At 43.7% G+C, this 20400-nt stretch carries 20 protein-coding genes; 11 read left to right on the top strand and 9 right to left on the bottom strand.

What is annotated here, in order from left to right:
* Nucleotides 1–366 precede the first annotated feature (366 nt).
* Nucleotides 367–903, top strand: a complete 537-nt coding sequence (locus F6J90_RS32525) for an NADPH-dependent FMN reductase (protein WP_293103526.1) — start codon at nucleotides 367–369, stop codon at nucleotides 901–903.
* Nucleotides 904–2245: 1342 nt separating this feature from the next.
* Here the strand turns inward: F6J90_RS32525 and F6J90_RS32530 are convergent.
* Nucleotides 2246–2947 (bottom strand): Crp/Fnr family transcriptional regulator, encoded by a 702-nt coding sequence (locus F6J90_RS32530; RefSeq protein ID WP_293103528.1) that lies wholly within the window; start codon nucleotides 2945–2947, stop codon nucleotides 2246–2248.
* Nucleotides 2948–3017: 70 nt separating this feature from the next.
* On the opposite strand from F6J90_RS32530, the gene F6J90_RS32535 reads away from it, so the two are divergent.
* The 3 genes from F6J90_RS32535 to trpE all read left to right on the top strand — a co-directional run bounded on the left by F6J90_RS32535 (nucleotide 3018) and on the right by trpE (nucleotide 6818).
* Nucleotides 3018–3962 carry a DALR anticodon-binding domain-containing protein gene (locus tag F6J90_RS32535; protein WP_293103531.1) on the top strand — a complete coding sequence of 315 codons (945 nt, stop codon included), beginning with the start codon at nucleotides 3018–3020 and terminating at the stop codon, nucleotides 3960–3962.
* 806 nt (nucleotides 3963–4768) lie between these two features.
* Nucleotides 4769–5194 carry a photosystem I reaction center subunit II PsaD gene (locus tag F6J90_RS32540; protein WP_293103534.1) on the top strand — a complete coding sequence of 142 codons (426 nt, stop codon included), beginning with the start codon at nucleotides 4769–4771 and terminating at the stop codon, nucleotides 5192–5194.
* Between the two features lie 94 nt (nucleotides 5195–5288).
* Complete coding sequence (gene trpE / locus F6J90_RS32545; RefSeq protein WP_293103537.1) at nucleotides 5289–6818, top strand: anthranilate synthase component I; 1530 nt, start codon at nucleotides 5289–5291, stop codon at nucleotides 6816–6818.
* Nucleotides 6819–6896: 78 nt separating this feature from the next.
* On the opposite strand, the gene F6J90_RS32550 is transcribed toward trpE, so the two are convergent.
* Nucleotides 6897–7139 carry a FeoA family protein gene (locus F6J90_RS32550; protein ID WP_071104703.1) on the bottom strand — a complete coding sequence of 81 codons (243 nt, stop codon included), beginning with the start codon at nucleotides 7137–7139 and terminating at the stop codon, nucleotides 6897–6899.
* A 395-nt stretch (nucleotides 7140–7534) separates the two neighbouring features.
* Nucleotides 7535–7717 (bottom strand): hypothetical protein, encoded by a 183-nt coding sequence (locus F6J90_RS32555; protein ID WP_293103542.1) that lies wholly within the window; start codon nucleotides 7715–7717, stop codon nucleotides 7535–7537.
* A gap of 222 nt (nucleotides 7718–7939) precedes the next feature.
* Here F6J90_RS32555 and crtA point away from each other — a divergent pair, with 222 nt between their 5' ends.
* The 3 genes from crtA to F6J90_RS32570 all read left to right on the top strand — a co-directional run bounded on the left by crtA (nucleotide 7940) and on the right by F6J90_RS32570 (nucleotide 10491).
* Nucleotides 7940–8785 (top strand): cyanoexosortase A, encoded by an 846-nt coding sequence (crtA, locus tag F6J90_RS32560; protein ID WP_293103545.1) that lies wholly within the window; start codon nucleotides 7940–7942, stop codon nucleotides 8783–8785.
* Nucleotides 8786–9026: 241 nt separating this feature from the next.
* Nucleotides 9027–9698, top strand: a complete 672-nt coding sequence (locus F6J90_RS32565) for a cyanoexosortase A system-associated protein (protein ID WP_293103548.1) — start codon at nucleotides 9027–9029, stop codon at nucleotides 9696–9698.
* 49 nt (nucleotides 9699–9747) lie between these two features.
* Nucleotides 9748–10491, top strand: a complete 744-nt coding sequence (locus tag F6J90_RS32570; RefSeq protein ID WP_293103550.1) for an HpsJ family protein — start codon at nucleotides 9748–9750, stop codon at nucleotides 10489–10491.
* A 936-nt stretch (nucleotides 10492–11427) separates the two neighbouring features.
* On the opposite strand, the gene F6J90_RS32575 is transcribed toward F6J90_RS32570, so the two are convergent.
* A complete protein-coding gene (locus F6J90_RS32575) occupies nucleotides 11428–11913 on the bottom strand; it encodes a photosystem I reaction center protein subunit XI (RefSeq protein WP_293105256.1) in 486 nt (161 codons plus the stop codon).
* Nucleotides 11914–13094: 1181 nt separating this feature from the next.
* On the opposite strand from F6J90_RS32575, the gene F6J90_RS32580 reads away from it, so the two are divergent.
* Nucleotides 13095–13214: a photosystem I reaction center subunit VIII gene (locus F6J90_RS32580; protein WP_071986957.1), complete on the top strand. Its 120-nt coding sequence runs from the start codon at nucleotides 13095–13097 to the stop codon at nucleotides 13212–13214.
* A 152-nt stretch (nucleotides 13215–13366) separates the two neighbouring features.
* Here the strand turns inward: F6J90_RS32580 and F6J90_RS32585 are convergent, their stop codons facing one another.
* Entirely contained in the window at nucleotides 13367–14494 is a 1128-nt protein-coding gene (locus tag F6J90_RS32585) for a HEAT repeat domain-containing protein (protein WP_293103553.1), read from the bottom strand.
* 94 nt (nucleotides 14495–14588) lie between these two features.
* A complete protein-coding gene (locus F6J90_RS32590; RefSeq protein WP_071104697.1) occupies nucleotides 14589–14993 on the bottom strand; it encodes an NIL domain-containing protein in 405 nt (134 codons plus the stop codon).
* A gap of 462 nt (nucleotides 14994–15455) precedes the next feature.
* Here F6J90_RS32590 and F6J90_RS32595 point away from each other — a divergent pair, with 462 nt between their 5' ends.
* Together F6J90_RS32595 and F6J90_RS32600 are read left to right on the top strand one after the other, a co-directional pair.
* Nucleotides 15456–16064, top strand: a complete 609-nt coding sequence (locus F6J90_RS32595; protein ID WP_293103555.1) for a thioredoxin family protein — start codon at nucleotides 15456–15458, stop codon at nucleotides 16062–16064.
* 192 nt (nucleotides 16065–16256) lie between these two features.
* Nucleotides 16257–16868: a DUF2062 domain-containing protein gene (locus tag F6J90_RS32600; RefSeq protein WP_293103557.1), complete on the top strand. Its 612-nt coding sequence runs from the start codon at nucleotides 16257–16259 to the stop codon at nucleotides 16866–16868.
* Nucleotides 16869–16890: 22 nt separating this feature from the next.
* On the opposite strand, the gene dndE is transcribed toward F6J90_RS32600, so the two are convergent.
* The gene (dndE, locus tag F6J90_RS32605) at nucleotides 16891–17286 is read right to left on the bottom strand and encodes a DNA sulfur modification protein DndE (protein WP_293103560.1); all 396 of its coding nucleotides are present in this window, start codon (nucleotides 17284–17286) and stop codon (nucleotides 16891–16893) included.
* A 388-nt stretch (nucleotides 17287–17674) separates the two neighbouring features.
* Here dndE and F6J90_RS32610 point away from each other — a divergent pair, with 388 nt between their 5' ends.
* The gene (locus tag F6J90_RS32610) at nucleotides 17675–18214 is read left to right on the top strand and encodes a hypothetical protein (RefSeq protein WP_293103563.1); all 540 of its coding nucleotides are present in this window, start codon (nucleotides 17675–17677) and stop codon (nucleotides 18212–18214) included.
* On the opposite strand, the gene dndD is transcribed toward F6J90_RS32610, so the two are convergent.
* Both dndD and F6J90_RS32620 read right to left on the bottom strand, forming a co-directional pair.
* Nucleotides 18204–20204, bottom strand: a complete 2001-nt coding sequence (gene dndD / locus F6J90_RS32615; RefSeq protein ID WP_293103566.1) for a DNA sulfur modification protein DndD — start codon at nucleotides 20202–20204, stop codon at nucleotides 18204–18206. The genes F6J90_RS32610 and dndD overlap by 11 nt on opposite strands.
* Nucleotides 20191–20331: a hypothetical protein gene (locus F6J90_RS32620; RefSeq protein WP_293103569.1), complete on the bottom strand. Its 141-nt coding sequence runs from the start codon at nucleotides 20329–20331 to the stop codon at nucleotides 20191–20193. The genes dndD and F6J90_RS32620 overlap by 14 nt, the downstream gene beginning before the upstream one ends.
* Between the last annotated feature and the right edge of the window lie 69 nt (nucleotides 20332–20400).

The raw sequence follows: 20400 nt of genomic DNA on the forward strand, positions 1-20400 counted from the left end.
ACAGGAGTTTGACAAAGTTGCTCCCAACTTGCTAGACTATACGTAGTCATAACGACTACGTATAATAACTCCTTTCCTTAGATAATTGGTAGCTTTCACGACAAAAAATGACAACTTGAGGTGCGACCCGTTCGCGTAGCGTGGCCTTTTGGCCAAGGCGCGACCCAAGGGCGATTTACTCGCCCTAGGAGGCGCGCACCAAAGCGCGAATTAAATTCTTAATGGGTCAAGGGCACCTAACCTACTGAAACACTCAGCACTCAGGTTGGTTGACGGTTGACAGTCAACCAGACTCAGCACTCAGCAATCAGAAATCAGTACTCAGCAATCAGCAATCAGCACTATAGTTAAACAGAGGTTAGTGAGATGGTGAACATTGTTGGAATTAGTGGTAGTTTACGTCCTGAATCCTATAGCTATCAGGCTCTAGAGCATGCTATAGACCGAGTGAAAGCTTATGGTATATCAACTGAAATCCTCGACTTGCGTCAGATGCAATTACCATTTTGCACTGGTGATAGTGACTATCCAGACTATCCAGATGTCACCCGATTGCAGGAAACCGTGAAGCAAGCCGATGGCTTAATTCTGGCAACACCGGAATATCACGGTAGTGTGAGTGGTGTACTTAAAAATGCCCTAGATTTGATGAGTTTTGAACATCTCGAAGGCAAAGTTACCGGTTTGATTAGTGTATTGGGGGGTCAGTCTAATAGTAACGCTCTCAATGATCTACGGATAATTATGCGCTGGGTACATAGTTGGGTCATTCCAGAGCAAATTGCCATTGGTCAGGCTTGGAAAGCCTTTGGTGAAGATGGCAAGCTTTTGGATAAAAAACTCTCCGAGCGCTTCGATAAATTTGCTGAAAGTTTGGTAGCAAATACTCAGAAGTTAAGGTAAGCTAAAATCCGGTTAGGGACTTGGGTTTGACACTCCCCGTCCTGGAAGAACGGGGATTCTCACTTGGCCTATGGCCACGCGTTCGCGTTCAACGAGCTGTCTTGCTATCCCTTGCCGGAGCAAGGATTGGTAGAGGACAATTCTCCATGAGCGTGTTTGGTCTATGACCTAGGTTTCGGTGTGCCGGAAACGAAACCTTATCAGAGGGTCGCCTTAGTACAAAACCTTGATCCCTATTCTGCATAACCCTAAAAATATAAAGGCGACCCTCTGATTACGGTAACTTCAAACCCCACCGTACCTAAACTATTAAGGATTTAGATAGACGATGATTTTAAATATTTTTTTTAATCTTAGATTTTTATAGACGACCAAATCTTTAGATTGGACCCGTGCAACATGCTTATCTCTTAGCTTGTTTTTTACATTGTCTACTTATTCTAAGATAGTGTCTATTTTATCCCTATTGTTTTTAGTTATCTGTTTAGATTGTGATAATAACACGCTCTGTGAAAACTGTCAAGTCAGAGATTAAAATAAAAGCCGTCCGTTAAAGTTACCGTAAGATAGGGTCGCCTTTATAGTTTTAGGGTTATGGGGTATAAGTTTTAAGGTTTGTTAGTAAGGCGACCCAATAAACAGGTTTCTATCCAGCGAAGGACGGGGCTTTAAACCCATTTTTTTTGGGAAAAAAAATACCAATTAAAGTAGGGTGGCCAAAGTATAGCAATTCTCATTTTGAGGCGCGCACTACCATGGGAATTTAATTCTTAAGGTGCGACCCGTGGCGAATTTAAGAATTAGATGCGGAAAGCGCACGGGTGCATCTCATATTTGTAAAAAAGATCGGAAGTGTGGGGAGTGTGGGGAGTGTGGGGAGTGTGGGGAGTGTGGGGAGTGTGGGGAGTGTGGGAATTTTCTCCCGAATTTTTGCCTAATTGCAAAACTGAGATGCACCCAAGCGCACAAAGAGCGGAAAGCGCACCTATTCGGTTTTAGGGAGCAGACGACTAAGGTCGTGAGCCACGCTTTCGGGCAAAGCCTAACGCTGTGCAAACGCGAACGGAGCAGGGAGTAGCGCTGGATCGCTTCGTCCCTTGAATTTGGAAATTTGGAAATACCATTACACCCATTGCTATAAAAAAAACTGGCTGTGTTGTGAAGGGTGTTACCCCTCACAGCACAGCCAAGCTGATCATCAATTACGGCACAGGATGGCTGATTTGTGCGATCTGTTAGGTATGTCTTTATTAAAAAGGAATTTAGCATGGCTGTGTTGCCAGTTTGGCAGTAAATTAGATTTCCACTGCACTTACTCGAACACAAGCATCTATAAGTGTACCTAATTAGGAGTTATCTTAGGTACTGAGTCACCTGATAAGCAAATTAAATTATCCTTCTGAGTGTTGATGATTCCTCGTTGGCGAAGCTTTCCTATCAAGCGAGTGACAGTCACGCGGGTGGAGCCAATGGCACTACCGATTTGTGCGTGAGTTAAGGGAAATGGTAAGCAGTAACCTTGCTCACACGGTTCCCCGAACTCTTCAACCAATAGTATGAGAAATCCCAAGAGCCGATCAATGGTTCGTCGCTGTCCTAAGGTACTCAGCCACAGTAGTTTGCGTTGATGCTGAAGCCTAAATGCATCTAAGATCTCCCGTCGGAAGTGTGGCCAGTTGTCTAAGTCATCCCAGTACATCCATACCACAGCAGTTTGCTCAACGTGGGAGTAAGCCTGAAGTGTGAAGGGTGAAAGGGCGACAATTTCAAAGGGCTGACCGGCACCAATGAATCCTAAAAACGCTTCTTCCATATTCTGATGGGAGCATTGAGATCCAGAAAAATTGGGGCTAGCGCTGACTTGAGAAGTACCCACCAAACGGATTGCCCCCCGCTCTACCAAATACAACAACCCAGGACGGGTAGGAATCCGCTCATCTTTGCTAAACGTCCTATAACGGTAGTGTTCCTGTCCCCAATCTAAGATCCTTTGCCAAGTTACAAAGGGTCGGGATGCCTCTAATGGGTCGGATGGTGAATACATAAGCTCCGAGCCTGATGGATACACAAGTTTATCTAGATCTTACATGGACTCCAAAGCAACAAAAAATACCTTGAGGAGTAGCTCATGGCGCGTAAATTTGTCAGGTAATTCTGCTGCCCTGAGTACCCGATTACAACAACAGATATCGAGAGCAATGGTATATTCTGGTATTCCCCAGTTGATATTGGAAACAATTCCTTTAGAACGCTGCTCAGATAATACTGGTGTAGCATATCGCTCAGCGATCGCTCTCAAGCTTTCTCGCGCCATGCAGCAAAGTCCTCTAGCCATTGCTCATCAGTTAACTGTATCTTTGCCAACCATAACTCAAGATGGTGGGAAACAAAACTTGATCGAATTCGAGGTTGAAGTAGCTCCTCCAGGCTGGATTAATTTTTGGCTGACAGATCAGGGGTTAGCAACTTGGTTACAAGATTGGATTCAACCTTCAACAGACACCCCGATTAGCTTTCGGCCTCAACAAGGTAACAAGAATCTCTTGCCCTACTTAGAACTTAGCACTCAGCACTCAGCACTCTTCTCACAAGATACTTCCAAGATCTTTAGAGTTCAGTATGCCCATGCTCGTTGTTGCTCACTCCTGCGCTTGGCTGATCGCCAGGGCTTAATCCAGATTCAGAGTATGGACTTGAAAACCTCTAAGGGACTCATAGTTGTGCCATATCCAATTCCCTGGTTAAAAGACGACTTAGGAAAAGGAACAAAGCAGCCGCTTATACAGTTGGTCGATCCAGCAGAAAGACTCTTGATTGGTCAAATCATGGACTTGACAGACTACCTTAGTGGAACCAAATCAAAGAATTGGGTAAACTTGGCAAGTTCTCTGAGCAATGCTTTTGAGCAGTTCTACCGTAGCTGTCGCATTTGGGGGGAGGTGAAACACCAGACCCCTAGGCTGGCTCAAGCAAGGTTAGGATTAGTCGGAGTAACTCAAGTAGTCTTGCGATCGCTTCTAGAAGAGCAACTGGGTGTCCCTGCACCAGGTGAACTTTGACCGAAAAAAAAAATTTTGCCAAAGGGGTTGACAAATCCAGAAAGTTTTCGGTATATTTACGGATGTGTGAGGAGCGAACCAGTCAGGGAACCGAGACGAAACACGGCCAGTCGTCGGTTCCCTTTCTGATTTAATTATCTGATTTAATTAGCGAAGGGAGATCCCGCCAGTAGTAAAGCTGGCTTTATACCCAAACGCAGACCCTTTGACCTAAGCAAATAATAGACCTAAGGACATAGCCATGGCTGGGATTGGTGAGGCTCGGATTGGGTAAAAGCCCACACTTACCAGATAGGGAAGTATCGGAGTATGTCACTTAAAGAAAATTAGGGTTATTTGCTGCTGTCTATTCAAATTAACCACCAAAGCTGAAAAGGGTGGGTTGATTAACCTAGCAGTAAACCCTGATGTGACTATAGGAATCAACATTAGAAGCGATCAAAATTATTGATTTGGCGGTAATACATGCCGTCAGCATTAAAGCTGACCTGATCTCAAAGCAATAGCTGGGGTTGGCCAAATTTCCACACCGATAAGGGTAGGGTGGTGTGGGTAGTGTCATGTCATTGGCTTGACGGGTAACCAAAGTTTATTTTGTGTGTTTTTGTTAGCTGTTATTTGTTATTGCTCCTTTGTAATCAGCCGGAAGTATCGTGGCAGCAAAAATGATCAATGACCAATGACCAATGAAGAAAATCACGAATAGCTAAAGAACTGTTACAGTTCTTGACAAAGTAGCCAGACAGGTATGAACTCGATGATAGCATTCCCTTGAATGCCTTATTTATAGACACGAGAAAAAAACTATGGCAGAAGAACTGACGGGACAAACTCCCATATTTGGTGGTAGCACTGGCGGATTGCTGACCAAAGCTGAAGTTGAAGAAAAATACGCTATCACCTGGACAAGCTCAAAAGAGCAAGTGTTTGAAATGCCTACTGGTGGCGCTGCCATCATGAATGAAGGGGAAAACTTGCTCTACTTAGCTCGTAAGGAACAGTGTCTGGCATTGGGAAGCCAACTGCGGACATTTAAGCCCAAAATCCTTGACTATAAAATTTACCGGGTTTATCCCAATGGTGAAATCCAGTTTCTGCATCCCGCAGATGGGGTATTCCCGGAGAAAGTCAACGAAGGGCGTCCCTATGCAGGGAAAATGGACCGCAATATTGGCAGCAACCCAGAACCTGTAACTATCAAGTTCAGTGGCAAGGCACCTTACGAGGTTTAATTGATCAGTGATAAGGTAAAGGGGAAAAAGTTGAACGTTGTGACCAACAGTTTCAGCTGTTTGCCGAATTTTCAACCTTGAGCTGAGAAAGACCATGATTTTCCCAGATTTTTCCCAATTTTCAACCGTAGCTCAACAAGGTAATTTTGTGCCGGTAACCCAGGAGTGGGTGGCGGATTTAGAAACGCCAGTTTCTGCCTGGTACAAGGTCTGTGCTGGTCAACCCTACAGCTTCTTGTTGGAATCGGTAGAAGGTGGGGAAAATCTGGGACGTTACAGTTTACTAGGTTGTGACCCCCTGTGGGTATTGGAAACTAGGGGAAATCGCACGATTCAGACCAACCGGGATGGCTCAGTCACAGTATTTGAGGGAGACCCCTTTGAAACCTTAGCGAATTGTCTGAAATCCTATCAACCTGTAAAGTTACCCCAATTGCCCCCAGGAATTGGCGGTTTGTTCGGTTTCTGGGGTTATGAGTTAATTAGTTTTTGTGAATCCCGTGTGCCAATTTATCCCCTACAATCCAATGACTTGCCCGATGGATTGTGGATGCAAGTGGACAACCTGATTATTTTTGATCAGGTCAAGCGTAAGATTTGGGTGATCGCTTATGCTGATTTACGACATGCCCAAGGAGATTTAGAGGCAGCCTACCAACAAGCATGCGATCGCGTTCGTACTCTAGTCAACAAACTACAAGGACAGCTCTTAGGTAAGGACACAGTACTCCCATGGACACCTCCAGATAGTGCTACTCAAGAACTGTCTTATATAAGCAATACAGACAAGTCCCAATTCTGCGCTAATGTCGAAAAAGCGAAAGACTATATCCGAGCTGGGGATATCTTTCAGGTGGTATTGTCCCAGCGCCTCTCGACAGAATACAAGGGTGACCCTTTTGCCCTTTACCGTTCCCTAAGGCTGATTAATCCCTCCCCCTACATGGCGTATTTTAACTTTGGGGACTGGCAAATCATTGGATCTAGCCCAGAGGTAATGGTAAAGGCAACAGCTTCCCCAAAGGAAAAAATCCAGGCAACGTTACGACCAATTGCTGGAACTCGACGTCGGGGTCAAACCCCTGAAGAAGACGAAGCTCTGGCTCAGGAGTTACTCGAAGATCCAAAGGAAATTGCTGAACACGTTATGTTGGTTGACCTGGGTCGGAATGACCTCGGTCGTGTGTGCAAGAGTGGTACAGTCAGAGTTGATCAACTGATGCTAATTGAGCGCTACTCCCACGTTATGCACATTGTTAGCAATGTAGTAGGGGAGCTGGATGCTAGTAAAACAGCTTGGGATTTACTCAAAGCTTGTTTCCCTGCGGGGACAGTGAGTGGAGCTCCCAAAATTCGGGCAATGGAAATCATTCAGGAACTGGAACCAGAACGTCGCGGGCCTTACTCGGGTGTCTATGGCTGGTACGATTTTGAAGGTCAGCTCAATAGTGCGATCGCAATCCGGACTATGGTAGTTCGCCCATGTGGTTCTGGTAAACATACCGTGTCAGTGCAAGCTGGTGCTGGCTTGGTAGCAGATTCTGACCCAGAAAAAGAATATCAAGAAACCCTCAATAAAGCTAGAGGCTTACTAGAGGCTATCCGCTGTTTAGACTTTGAGTAGTAAGCTATCATCGCGCGCCCCTGCAGGGAACGCGATGATAGCTTAGTGCTAACATTGCCCCTAAGCACTAACCGCTAACTATTCCTTGACAGGGTTAACTAGAATCATGCTAGCTTCTTGCCGTCGGATAGCTACTTCTGTGGTGGAACCAACTCTAATGTGTAACGGTCCCCCAAACCAGGCTGAGCGCAACACTTGTACCTGTCTATCAGGAATAATGCCAATGGCTTCTAGTCGATTAGCGAGACCTTCGACCTGCAAACCTATCTGAACTTTCTCGATAATGGCAAGCTTTCCAGGTTTTAATTCGGCTAAAGTCATTTAATTAACTATTAATAATTGGTTTGATAAAATTCTCTCTATTTGGAGGCTGAGGTATTTGGCCGCTGAGGATCTGGGGATATGTAAATCATTAAAAATTACCAATAACATATAAATGTTATTTTGTCAAATACTTGGACTGAACTGGTGTTCTAGTCCAATACCCAAAGGTACAGCTGTTGGATGAATCAACCAATTAAGCCAAAAATAGTCCTGAGTGGGAGAGTCTGAGTTGAAGAATAGAACAAGCACTAATTTGTCATATATTTTATTTTACCAAATAATTAAAGATTACACAAACAAACACGCTTTAGACTTGCCAAATAATTCTAATCATGAATAGAGTTTAATTGACAAACTAGTGTTGTTTACAATTACGGCGGTTTGCAATTCAGTCAGGTACAAATTCTTGGGAGCAGGGAGCAGGGAGCAGGGAGCAGGGAGCAGGGAGCAGGGAGCAGGGAGCAGGGAGCAGGGAGCAGGGAGCAGGGAGCAGGGAGCAGGGAGCAGGGAGCAGGGAGCAGGGACTTCGGAAGAGGGAAGAGGGAGAAAATCCAGTGTACTTGATAGTTATGCAAACCGCCGTAAAAAAAAATTTATTCAGTCGCTATGAGGTGCTCGGGTTAATACGACAATAGATTAAGTTAGCATATACTGTTCAACAAATCTTGCTGGTATTGATAATAACTATAAAGTTAAAGCTGACCCTTATAGATAATTTTTTTATTAAGCTTAGTCAGGGTAACTCTGAAAGAGTGTTAGTCTCACCTCTCCGATTATGGTAATCTTGCTACATCAACATGAAAGCTACTCACTTTGCCACCATTACACACCTAAAAAATGCCCAATTTTGGCTATTAGGTATAGCAGCTGGATTAATAGCAATTCACTTGACTCTGGCTGAAAGGAGTAACATTGCTGATTTACTAAGTACAAGTTTTTTATTTTGGGTTGCTGTGTCTTACATGGTATGGGAAAAACGCCATACCTTGCACCTGGAAAGTGATATTTTTTCTGGCGTTTTGGGGTCATCATTGATTTGTTTCGTACTGATAAGATCGACATTTGTATCAGGCTATGACATTTTTATCCGCTTTTCTCCTTTGATTGCAGTATTGGGTTTGGGACTGCTGGCATCTGGAGTGAAGGGATTAAAGCAATATTGGCAGCACCTTACTATATTTTTATGTCTCGCTATACCATCTGGATTGCCAACATTACTGATTGATGTATCGACATTAACTGCTAAGTTTTCAGGATTGCTCCTTTGGTACTCAGGATTTGAAGTCTCTCGCCAAGGAGTTTATTTAATACTGCCAACGGGAGGAATAGAAGTAAATCCAGGCTGTTCTGGCGTCAGCTCTATTCTTCAGTTGCTGGGAATATCGTTGTTATTCTTATTTATGTTCCCTACTAGTCGGATTCAAAAAGTTTTGGTACCATTAATAGCTATTTTAGTAGGATTTGTGGTCAATTCTGTTCGAGTTGGCCTTATGGCTATTTTAGTCGCATATTCCAGTCATGAAGCCTTTGAATATTGGCATTTTGGAGATGGTTCAATGATATTTTCATTGGTTGCTGTCCTGATTTTCGGGTTCTTCTGCCATTTTCTACTTCAACAGAATGAACCGAAGACTCAGGATTAAGCGACTAACCTAAATTCTAAGTATTAGGCGTTAGTGATTAGGTATTAGATACAATAAAAACAGATCAGGGTCTCCGTACTAATAAAGGGGTGCTTCATAGGCTTGTCAGAACCTTAGAGCCATTCAACCATTAGCCTAAAGCCTAGAGCCTAGAACCTTAAAAGTCATAAACACTCAGAGCTTACAGTCCAAAGTATGTCCTACTTTTGCATGCAAGCCTTTTACCTTTTGCCTTGATGTCATGCTCGATTTGAAATCACTACGTATTTGGCTGCTAGCTTCTGTTTTTGGCGGTACTTTCTCAGTTATGGGCAAAGTAATTTGGTATCCAGCTACAAGTACTCGTCCCATCACCCCTTTTGAATTTCCAGCTACAGTTCCTTTACCAGAATGGCAGCCTCTGGAAAGTCAAGCTTTGACTGGTGAAATTGGTGAAGATAAAACACTACAAGCTGGCAAGCACTATCGATATATTCAGAATGATTTACCTCTAGATATAAAGATGCGCTATTTAGTTCACACCGGGGGTGATATTAATAAATTCCTTCAAAAGTACACAGGAATTGAACCTGCTAGTCAACGATTAATGGTGTCACGCCAGCAGAAAAAAGTAGGTTTTCATAGCTTATTTGTGTACCAAGAGCGGGCTTACTTGAGTTCTTGTATCAACCCCCGGGGTGGCAGTACGGTCACGAGTTATCAGTTCAAGAAAAATCGGGATATTTACGATGTACGCTCCCGTCGGCTGCTGCTATGGTTACTGGGTCAGGTAAAGTTGCAAGACAACCGCTGTCTCTGGGCTCATCTTTCTATTCCTCTAGAGAATTCTTCCCCTGAAGCTGCCTATCAAGTGCTGGAAAATGTTTGGCCTGACTGGTACGAGTGGTGGTATCTACACTTTCCTAAACCTTGAGGTAAGGTTTACGAGAATCGTGTCCTATTTATGAAGGAGTGTTTAACATATGACTAAATTAGATGGCAATAAATTGACTGAATCCGTAGAGGATATACGGCAGTTTAACTTTTCTTTTCTAAGATCTGCGACTCTGTTGCACTGGATAGGTTATGGCCTTTTAGTGCTAACTTTATTTGACCTGGTTGAAACGTTTATCCCACCAAACTTTATGAATCCTGCCTGGGAATTACAGACCATAGGGGCATTGGTGGAACGGGTTCCTGTACCTTTACTCGGCTTAGCACTGGTGTTTTATGGAGAGCGCCATGGGCGGGAGAGATGGGAAGTCCTGGTTGTGAAGGTTTTATCCTGGTTAGCTTTGGTGTTGGGAGTGCTATATTTCCTGCTGATTCCTTTGGGAATTCTTAACACAGTGCGGATTAATAAACAAGCCAGTACTCAAATTACTACTCAAGTTAACCGAGGGATGACCCAATTCCAACAAGTTAAAGATGCTTTGGAGAAAGCAAATACAGAAGCGGAGATGGAAAAACTTTTGGCAAGCCTGAGTAGTAAAGGTCGCACTCCGGATATCAATAATTCTCAGGAATTGGAGAGGGTTAAAGAACAGCTAGCTTCATTCATTGCTCGTGGTGAGCAGAGCATACAAACCCAAGCTCAATCGAGTTTATCGTCTCGTCGTCTGGGTCTGTTTAAAAGTGCTGTGAAATGGAATTTGGGAGCTTTGGTGTCTGGAGCTTTGTTTATTACTATCTGGAAGTCTACCCCCTGGGCGAGACGAAAGGGTTGACACTCCCCGCTTTAAAAAGACGGGGATTCCTAGATCTACAACCGGCCTTAAACCTCCGTGTCCAAATGGCAATATCTAAACCTGAATCCCGTCAAGACAAAGAATCTAGTTCAGTTCACGAAAGACCCAGCGGGCTAGTCTCGCGATAGCGTTCAGTTACTTTTTGAAAAGTGCCTTATAAAGTCCGTTGCTTTCCTGTTTCACTCGGTTCCGGCGTGCCCCGCCGTACCATTTTTTTCAAGTTGTGATCTTGCTGGGTTCACACACCAATTGTTGGTTGATGATTGGGTTTTTAAGGAGGATTTTCCCTGCCCTCCGGGCATTTCTACTTTAAGGTCAAACAATTGCGGGTCTCTGACCCGGTTGTGCCTCGGATTTTCAGCCTGTACCCATATCTATATAGTACTCTAGCGCTAGTAAAGTGTCAGCCTTTTTGGCAAAGTTGTATCTAGGCGACTAAAGTCGCTACCTGGCTTTCATCCCCGGTTTGAAAACACGGGGCTTTCAGCCTGGAGCAGTTCCGTAAAGAAATGCTCGATGGTGGTTTTGGTCAATTCAGGCAATTCCTTTCATGGGTTTGCTGGAAGCATGGAAAATATTGTGCTCAAGTTAACCAGCTTAACTTAACTATAACTACACGAGCAAAATTTGCCCTGAGTGTAATACACAAACTGGAAAAAAGGAGTTATCAGAGCCCAACCATGGGTCGTGGGTTCGCGTAGCGTGGCCTACGGCCAATCGCCTAGCGGCTCAATGCTCGCGCATCGCGAAGCGGTTCTTTTGGAACATCGCTCTTTTCCTGAAATCAATGTCTTCGGTGGAGTATCAACAAGAGAATATGGTGATGTGAACTAAGTGTCAGTCACCCTACTCTCTTGCTTAGCTATCGGCTTTCGCCGACCCTGCGCGATCAGAAACTCTTGTCTCCAGTCAGAGTTAAGAAGACCATACTCCACTAGCAATCTTTTGCAGTGGCGCTAGATGAGGTGTCAGGCATAGGAAATAGGCAAAAACTGCCCCGCCACAAGCACCAAGGAAGAAACCACTGGCAAATTCACTCCAGCCTTCTTTAGTTCCTAAGTCTTCTGGTGGATTGGGTGTGGTCAATGTTGCCTTAGGTTTGCCGGAGCCAGCCGCTCCATAAATAGATAAAGCAACTGTCAGAAGAGCCACTAAGCCAACTGTTGCCAGTAAACCAGCTGTGTTGGCATACTCTGTCCCACGTAACGGACCTAGTAAGGCAAACGGTCCATACAGAAAGTAGCCATGAGCCATACCAACTTCTAGACCCCGGCGATTGGGTGATAACCCTTTACGATAGGCTGGCAAGTTGTTGATGAAAGCTTTTGTGAAAGCAGAGGAATTAATTGGTGTGGCTAGATTACCCACTTGGGGATCTCCACCATGGTCAATTACATCCATCGTCATTGTAAATTTATCTCCTATAAAATCGGATAAACCCCTTGAGTAGTAATACTTTAGGGGGGAGAAAAGGAACTGAAAGAATCAGCACGAGTAATCGTCGCTGAGAAGTGCATCCTCTCGTAACGAATTATACGAGATATTGTTCTTGTTCCTAACCTTCTTAGTCAATGGCAAAAATTTTAGCCTTAGTTCTTTACGGTAAAATCACCTTTGCCAAACCATTGTAATAACCTAAAACCAACGGTTTTGATGACTAACCCCCTTTTAGCTTATTAGGTTTTTGTCACAAAAAGTAATTAATTTTTGTAAACTTTATTGGGCAATTTTTGTTAAAAATCTTAATAATTATCGGACTGGCATAAACTTTCCAGTAATCTGAGCCATTGAAGAAACTGGGTCGTTGATATAAGGGCGGGTTGGGATCACCCCTCCCATGCTCCGAGGTGAAACGGGAAGTTAACCCAAATTGACTGGACTTGTGTCCTTTTGTCTAGGTCAACGACAGGTGTTGATGTCAATAGAGGAATGGCAGACTGATTAGAATTGACTCTATCAAAGACTCAGCAAGGGCAGAAGCAATCATCAGGTTTTTGCCACCTTGGTATTTCATAGTCCTGAAGCGTGATAGGATTAACTTGTCGAAAAAATCGATAGTAATCTACCCCTCTAGTAAGCGGGGATCTGCCGTGTTCCAGTTATCTGGATAGCAGTGCTGGCTCTTTAAATATAGAGCAGAGCCCTGGCTCGGCAGAGTAACACCGACACTTACTTCGGTAGGTAGAGGCTTGCTTGCGATCAAACTGGCAACCAACACCATACCTGATTGGGTTGGTGTGGTGAAAGGTTAGTAAACAGCTAGAGAAAATGTCGCAGAGTCTACCAAAAACTCTTATTATTTGTTAGACTTAAATTAGGGTAACACCGACAGGGATTATTATGTAACTTAAATTAAAGCCGAAAACCAAGGGTTTAATAGTTGCGCTCTCTATCCCGGTGTTATAACTTTTTTGACATTTTTATGGCGCTCGCGGGATATTCCGTCAGAGCTTTGGGAGATACCCCCTGGATGTGAAAGCATCTTGCATTGGCGGGCTAAAGTTTATCTTGGTAGACTTTGGTAGCTAAAAAGTATCGGTTCAACTTGTTACTGTATTAATTGGCAAATAGGAAAATAAGATATGACAGGCGCATACGCAGCTTCTTTCTTACCAACGATGCTAGTCCCCTTCATAGGCTTAGTTATGCCTACTGTAGTTTTGGGACTTTTGTTTATCCACATTGAAAGCGACGCTGACTAAACTAGCTAGAAGTCCTGCCCGATACCAGCCCCCTTTGTTCAAGGGAGTATGGGTGAGAGTTGGACTCAATCATGGGGGTTGACTCCCGAGAAAGGGTGATCAATCCCCACATCCCTAGGGTTTTGGGCTATGCTTTTCGATTAGAGCTCTCGTTAAGGCTTAGAGGGCTTTACAGTCTTCTTAGCAGGTTTGGGCTTAGGAGTTCGCCGATAACTCTTAAACTGACTAATCCCAGCACTGGCGGATTTAACCACATTACTATCTGGATCCCTTAATGCCCTTTCAAGCAAGGGTATAACTTTTTCAGATTTAATATTACTCAGGGCTTCAACAGCAGACTGTCGCACGGATGGTTGGGGATCTTGAATCAATTTGCCGATCAGCGGTATGGCCTGTTGAATTTCGGCTCTGAGTCCTTGAGCAGCAGCAATTTTCCCCAAGGCTGATGCAATTGAGCCACGAATGAGGCTTTCAGGATGATTGATGTATTTACTTAACTGGGGAATATCGCTGGCTTGACCATAATTTCCCAAAGCAGTTATGGTTTCACCTAAGTCGAGATCACTTTGACTGGGCTGAGTAGTAATACTTGGGGTTTCTGTCAGCACTGGTTGCTCTGGCTGACTGGGCTCAGGCAACATTTCGTCCTTGACCACTGGTTGAGGCTCGTCTTGATTTGTTTCTGCCTCTTCTAATAATTCGACTAATTCATTACAAGTTTGCGCTGAACTTTCCTCGGTTTGATCTAGGTTATTCCCCTCGTCTGGTATTTGAGATTTATGAGCTTGTTCTAATTCAGCAATTTTTTGATGGGCTAATTCTAAATCAGCCTGGTATTTGGCTTCCAAAGATTGGAGCTCTTGGCGAAAATTAGACTCAAGTTCTTCCTTTAACTCATGGGTAGCTTGTGTCAATTGTTCTTGATATCTTGCTTCCGAGGATTGGACACTTTCGAGAAGACTAGCATCAAATTGTTGCTTCAGGTCATTAGTGGTTTGGGTTAACTGAGCCTGATAATTTTCCTGTAAAGATTGGGCAGGAGCAGCAGGGCTAGACTCTACCTGCTGTTTGACTTCGGCAATTTTATGATTTAACTGCTCTCGATAACTTTCTTGCAGAGCTTGAGAACTTTGTTGTATCCTAGCCTCATACTTATTTTGAAAAACTTCTAATTTTCTGTCGGTTTGTTCGGATAGAAAATCCAGTTTCTTTTGCAGTACAAAAAATACGATTGCCCCAACAACGGCTGCTGTAACTATAGCTACAATAATTGGTATCATAAGGGCTCCTCTTGGGGTTGATATTTAGTTGATTTTATCTGAAAGTGTGCCTGAAGACAGGGTTGTTGGGCAATACCTTAAGGCGTCTGAAAGATTAAAAATTTGTAGAAATGGCCTGAACAGGGCAAGTTGGGATACACTGCTCACAGACAATGCAACGCGATCGCTTAAACTTCAGTCTGAATGTCTCTGGCTCAAGAGTTAGGGCTTGAGTTGGACAAACCCCAGTACATAAGCCACAATCGACACAACTATCCTCATCAATCAAAATCTCGCGACTGAGGAGGGAAACATTAATGTTTTGCGTCCGCATCCACTCAATCGCAGCATCCAATTCATCAATGTCGCCAGATAACTCTAGCACAAGTTTGCCGATTTGATTGGGAGCGACTTGGGCGCGGATGATATTGGCAGCCACATTGAAATCTTTTGCCAGTCGGTAAGTCACCGGCATCTGAATCGCCCGTCGGGGAAAGGTCAGGGTTACCCGTTTTTTCATCGTGATTTGTGAAAATTTATCAGTAGGCCAGTCAAAATCAACCTAACATTCCCACTCGTTGACAGTTATAGCAGAAGTCAGAAGTCAGAAGTCAGAAGTCAGAAGTCAAACTCTTGCGCTTACTTAGGTTTGAGACTTTTTTCATGTCCTAACTGCCCTGGCGACTGCTATAACAGTTAACAGTCAGCCGTCAACCGTCAACAAAAAAGGTTTTAATATAATCTACTTCTAACTTACTCAGGACTTACGCCCCAAACCCTGCTATTGCCTGATTTATAACGAGAAACCGGGTTTTAACTGAGATCTTGCACCATTGTGATTAATCGTAGGGTGGGCAGTGCCTACCAACGCGGTTTGTAAGCTTCATTATCTGTCTGGTGCACTGCCCACCCTACATGAACTAAGTGCTCTTGTTGTAAAATGTAAACAATTATAAAGTTGTACCAAGAAAGTTGTAGCAAGATGGCTATTAATTCACCAGACTCAACTACACCATCATCCTCCCCTTCAGTACCCACTAGTGGCAACCGGATCAGAAACTTTTTAATTGCCCTAGTAGCGATCGCACTGGGTGTTGCCCTATTCTTGGGATTAAAAACTGAGACTAGTCTCGGTTCCTTGGAAGCCCAAGCTGAAGCATCTACCCCTCTAGAGATTGCTCTGAGCAATGGCAAGCCAACCTTGATGGAGTTTTATGCCAACTGGTGTACCAGCTGTCAAGCCATGGCAAAGGATTTGGGTCAACTGAAACAGCAGTATAAAACCAAAGTCAATTTTGTCATGCTGAATGTGGATAACAGCAAGTGGTTACCAGAACTGGTCAAGTATCGAGTAGATGGTATTCCTCATTTTGTATTTTTTGATGAAGCCAGCACAGTGATCGCCCAAACTATTGGAGAACAACCCCGTCAAGTACTCGAAGCTAACTTAGATGCAATAGTAACCCATGTACCATTACCTTATAGCCAAGCTAGTGGTACGGTTTCGGATATTGACGATTCCCTGTCAATTACAATAACTAGTCAAGATGATCCTCGTAGCCATGGCAGTCAGGTAAAAGGCACAAGGTAAAAGGCACAAGGTACAAGGGAACAAGCTTGCATAGAATTTATTGAGATTTTTGCAGCTTTATTTCCCCCTTTGGCCTTTGGCTTTCGCCCTTGAAGCTAATTTTCCGCTACAGTAAAGATTAGCTGCTGACTAATAATCTGCCCCAGAATAATCTGCCCCAGTTGCTAGAGGGTTGGTGATTGATTTGCCAAAATGTCTAGAAAATTCCTGTCAAGTTACCCACAGCCTTTACCCTCAGCCACCAAACCCCTTGACCTAGGTAAACGAAAGTCGATCAGACCGAGGGGAACTTTTAGACGACGCCTAAAATACATATATTGGCGCTTGGTTCGTATGCAAGGAAAACCAGAAGCGATCGCACGAGGTTTAGCATGTGGTGTGTTTGCTGGGTTCTTTCCCCTGTTTGGTCTCCAGTTAATTATAGGGATTTTGCTGGCGGTACTCTTGCGAGGGAACAAAATAGCTGCTACTGCTGGAACTTGGATTAGTAATCCCTTGACTTATGTACCGATTTTTGCATTCAACTTTCACGTCGGAGAATGGCTACTGAATCAGGATGAATTGGCTAATGTGAGTTTCCAATCTTGGCAGGAATTTAGAGAATTGGGGTCAGACATTGTTCTAACCCTATTTGTTGGTTGTTTTGCGGTTGGGTTGGTCTGTGCTGTGGTTAGTTATTGGTTGAGTGTAAAGCTGATCTATCGATTGCGGACTTCTCGTGCCTTGCAGCATCAGAAAAAGCGATGCTCTGAAAGAGCCGCTTCCCGAACGCACCGCAGTGAACACTATAGTGCTAACTCCTGAGTTCTGAGTAAGACTTCATACTTCAAACTTCATCCTTGATAACAGCTAGAGCAATCAAATCCTCAATTTTTTTAATAGTTGTATCCCCTGCTAAGTAACCAATACCTCGATGAAGGTGTAGGCGAAACTGATTCGCTAGGGTTTCTGGCTCCAAACTTAAGCCATCGTTATAGCAGCGTTGTTTGAGAGCAATCAGGAGCAGATCAGCCATATCTCCTGCCATCACGCTCCAAGTGAGTTCAAGGTTACTATCGGCAGGTATGGGAACCGGGGAGGGCATTGTCGGTTCGGCGAGGGAACGGCAGATTGCCCAGCGGCAAAGGACATTCCACTGAGGGATTTTGGTCTGACGTTTGAGTTTAATGAGTTGGTCTTTGGCAGTTTGGGAAAGTGTGATCTGGTTTATTGGGGGTTGCATGTATATATTAATGAAATCAGGTTTACGTTTTCTGGAAAATTACTTTAGTATTTGCCCAAAGTCTTGATAGTTTGGCAACTTGAATTGATGTATAACCATAGAAATATTCAGATCATGATTTAGCTATAAGTACTCAGGGTAAGCGCAAGAAAAAATGGATCATAATGTGCATTGGTTGGATATCGGTTGATCGTGGTTTGAAACCCCTATAATCTCGTATAACTGTACTCGCAATAGAGTTAAATTGTTGAGAATAACCTAGGTTTTTTCTCAATAAGCCACAGCTTATTGATTCTTGCGCTTACCCTGTATAAGTACTCAGCCTTCAGTAGAACTTTTTAGGGCAAATTGGCGTCTTTGATAGCAAATAGCGATAAAATTAACAAGCATGTACATTCGTAAAACTGTCTTCGCCATTGCCCTATTGATTAGCCCGTTATTGATTACTGCTTGCGGCTATAATGATACAAAAGAGTTAGTAGAAGAAGCACAGTTACTGTCAAAACCTCTAACCATCCGGGCAATACTAGATAAAGACCAACCAATTACTGCTGGGGAAACTGTCCAATTCGCTTTTAAAGCTGTTAGCGAGCCTGTCAAGATCTTAGACCCGATTCCGTTGAGAATGACTCTCTACCTACCAGATGGTAGCCAACAACAGTTTATGGTCGATTTGCAAAGTCCAGTTTTCTATTACCCTTGTGATCCTATACCAGAGGATTTGGATTCTTGTAACGATCCCAGTAGTCTGAGGGAGGCGGTGGGTTGGTCTCCTACTGCGCATCCTAGTGAGCGCCAGCTATATCAAGGAGGCCCTAGCATTACCTTGGAGCAAGAAGGAGAATACAGGATTACGTTAGACCCTGTCTCAGAAGCACTCCAAGACAAATTACATGGGCAGTCAACAACATTTATGGTCATGCAGTGACCTGTTGTGAGTAAAAGTAACCCGATTCCACGGTTGTCCGATGTTTATTTGGGTCATAATTTAGCATATACTGTTGTGCGATCGCATCAGCTTCTCGTAATTGTTTCACTTCGACCTTACCAATTTCCGTATCTGTAGACAGCAGAATCACCTGATGGGAGGCGGCGGGGAAGTAGCGTTCCACTAGGTTGCTGCGATGGGAGGAGTCCAATCGTCCGAGGGGGGTATCAATGGCTACCGGTAGATTACGTCCAGAAACACGGGCGAGTCCCCACAATAATGCGATCGCTAATAATTGCTTTTCCCCAGCGGATAGACGATGTTTCGGTACAAGTTTTCCTTGTAGGTCGTACAGGGATAGGCTGAAGCTGTTGGTGTCGATGGCAACTCGATGGACTAGGTCAGATTTATGGAGGAGATAGAGAAAGCATTCGGTTACCTCATGTTCTAATTTATTCAGTTTTCTCAGAGTTAACTGTTCCCGGAAAACCTTAAGGCTCTGTTGGACTTTAGCAGATGCGGCCAGCATATGCTGATCATTTTTGCGGTCAATGGTTTCTTCACCATACCTGGCTAAGTCTTTTTTAGTTTGTGCGATCGCATATCCTAATTTATCACAGCGGCGTTTGGCGATTTCGTAAGCTGCTTGAGCTTGAGCCAATTCCGTTTGTGCCTGTTTTAGTGCATCTTCGAGTTCTTGATAGGATTCCGGAGGAGCAGCTGTTGCTAGTTGTCTTTTAGTTGCATTAATATCTGCTTCCAGATTTTGGCGGTTAACTAATTGCTCCTCAGCTAATTGCTTTTGAGTTGGTTGGTAGTAAGTCAGGAGATTAGTTAGGGAATGAAACATTTCTTCCTCAGCTTCTAACCAAGCGTCTTGACCATCTCCAGCCTCTTGCTCTATTTGTTGATTTTCTTTTGCCAAGAACCCTTTAATTTTATCAAATTTTTTAGCAGGTAACTTCAGGGCAGTCAATAAATCTACCAGACGTTGATCACGCTGTTGTAAAATATCTCTAGCTAGTTTAGCCTGTGATGCCCGCGATTCTTTTTCTGCTTGAGCTTGGGCTTGGGTGAGTAGGGGTTCAATTAACGATAGAGGCAAAATACCAGCTGCTAATTCCCTCATTTGTTCACGAATTTGTTCAGCTTTAGTATTGTAGTGATTGAGTTGACTCTCTAGTTGGTTCCGTTGGGCTGCTATTTTACCACCATCACAGACAAATTTATCAAAAGCTTGTTGCTGTTTTTCCCTGGTTTGTTCTAGCTGCTCTTGAATACTCGCTAACTCTTGTTTAGCTAGTTCATAGTCTGATTGTTCAGAGGAGAGCTTTTTTTCGATATCTTCTAAATTAGCCAGTTGCTGTTGATTCGCCATAGATTTGCGTTTGCGCGTCACTAAAATATCAAGGTCAATGGCTAAGCGGTCAGCAAGTTCTAGACCAAGTAATGATCGAATCGCTTCCACAACAACCGGGGGTGGTGCTTCCACTTCTGCTAGTTCTTTAACCTGTTCCCCATCAAAAAGAAATAGGTTTGATATTCCTAAGGGCAACAGATTTTCAATGTACTCGTCCCAAGTATTGGTTAGGGCAGAATCCAGCCAGTCTCCCTCTAAAATGCCTAAGTTATCCTTACCATCTTTCGGTTTTTTTGTCCAAGTGCGTACAATCCGATACTCCATGGGCTGGTCGTTCTCGATATGTTCAAAAACTAATTCCACTCGGGTGTTGTCAATGGGTAAAGCATTGCGATTGACTGACTGAGTTAGAAAGTCGCTATAACTCAAATTGCCACGGGTGGAACATTGAGCGCGGTGTCCATATAAAGCCAGACGAATAGCATCCATCATAGTGGTTTTGCCACCACCATTCATACCACCGACTAGAATAATAGGTCGAGAGTTATCATCCCTTTTTGGACAGAGATTGATCACCTGACGCCCCAGATAGGGGCCAAAGTTTTCTAGGACAAGTTCAAGGAAAATCACAGGATTTATCAAGTATGAATTTTATAGGGAACAGGGAACAGGGAACAGGGAACAGGGAATCGGGAATCGGGAATCGGGAATCGGGAATCGGGAACAGGGAAAAGAGAAAAAAATATGTGTAGCTCATAACTATGAGAAACGCTATAGTGCCTGTTAATCGTTTACCGTTAAATCTCAACGATTAACTGTAAATAAT

Source organism: Moorena sp. SIOASIH, from assembly GCF_010671925.1.
GTDB lineage: Bacteria > Cyanobacteriota > Cyanobacteriia > Cyanobacteriales > Coleofasciculaceae > Moorena.

Coding starts and splice junctions, on each gene's coding strand:
- F6J90_RS32525 (WP_293103526.1), top strand. CDS start 367: ATGGTGAACATTGTTGGAATTAGTGGTAGTTTACGTCCTGAATCCTAT.
- F6J90_RS32530 (WP_293103528.1), bottom strand. CDS start 2,947: ATGTATTCACCATCCGACCCATTAGAGGCATCCCGACCCTTTGTAACT.
- F6J90_RS32540 (WP_293103534.1), top strand. CDS start 4,769: ATGGCAGAAGAACTGACGGGACAAACTCCCATATTTGGTGGTAGCACT.
- trpE (WP_293103537.1), top strand. CDS start 5,289: ATGATTTTCCCAGATTTTTCCCAATTTTCAACCGTAGCTCAACAAGGT.
- F6J90_RS32550 (WP_071104703.1), bottom strand. CDS start 7,139: ATGACTTTAGCCGAATTAAAACCTGGAAAGCTTGCCATTATCGAGAAA.
- crtA (WP_293103545.1), top strand. CDS start 7,940: ATGAAAGCTACTCACTTTGCCACCATTACACACCTAAAAAATGCCCAA.
- F6J90_RS32565 (WP_293103548.1), top strand. CDS start 9,027: ATGCTCGATTTGAAATCACTACGTATTTGGCTGCTAGCTTCTGTTTTT.
- F6J90_RS32570 (WP_293103550.1), top strand. CDS start 9,748: ATGACTAAATTAGATGGCAATAAATTGACTGAATCCGTAGAGGATATA.
- F6J90_RS32575 (WP_293105256.1), bottom strand. CDS start 11,913: ATGGATGTAATTGACCATGGTGGAGATCCCCAAGTGGGTAATCTAGCC.
- F6J90_RS32580 (WP_071986957.1), top strand. CDS start 13,095: ATGACAGGCGCATACGCAGCTTCTTTCTTACCAACGATGCTAGTCCCC.
- F6J90_RS32585 (WP_293103553.1), bottom strand. CDS start 14,494: ATGATACCAATTATTGTAGCTATAGTTACAGCAGCCGTTGTTGGGGCA.
- F6J90_RS32590 (WP_071104697.1), bottom strand. CDS start 14,993: ATGAAAAAACGGGTAACCCTGACCTTTCCCCGACGGGCGATTCAGATG.
- F6J90_RS32595 (WP_293103555.1), top strand. CDS start 15,456: ATGGCTATTAATTCACCAGACTCAACTACACCATCATCCTCCCCTTCA.
- F6J90_RS32600 (WP_293103557.1), top strand. CDS start 16,257: ATGTCTAGAAAATTCCTGTCAAGTTACCCACAGCCTTTACCCTCAGCC.
- dndE (WP_293103560.1), bottom strand. CDS start 17,286: ATGCAACCCCCAATAAACCAGATCACACTTTCCCAAACTGCCAAAGAC.
- F6J90_RS32610 (WP_293103563.1), top strand. CDS start 17,675: ATGTACATTCGTAAAACTGTCTTCGCCATTGCCCTATTGATTAGCCCG.
- F6J90_RS32620 (WP_293103569.1), bottom strand. CDS start 20,331: ATGAGCTACACATATTTTTTTCTCTTTTCCCTGTTCCCGATTCCCGAT.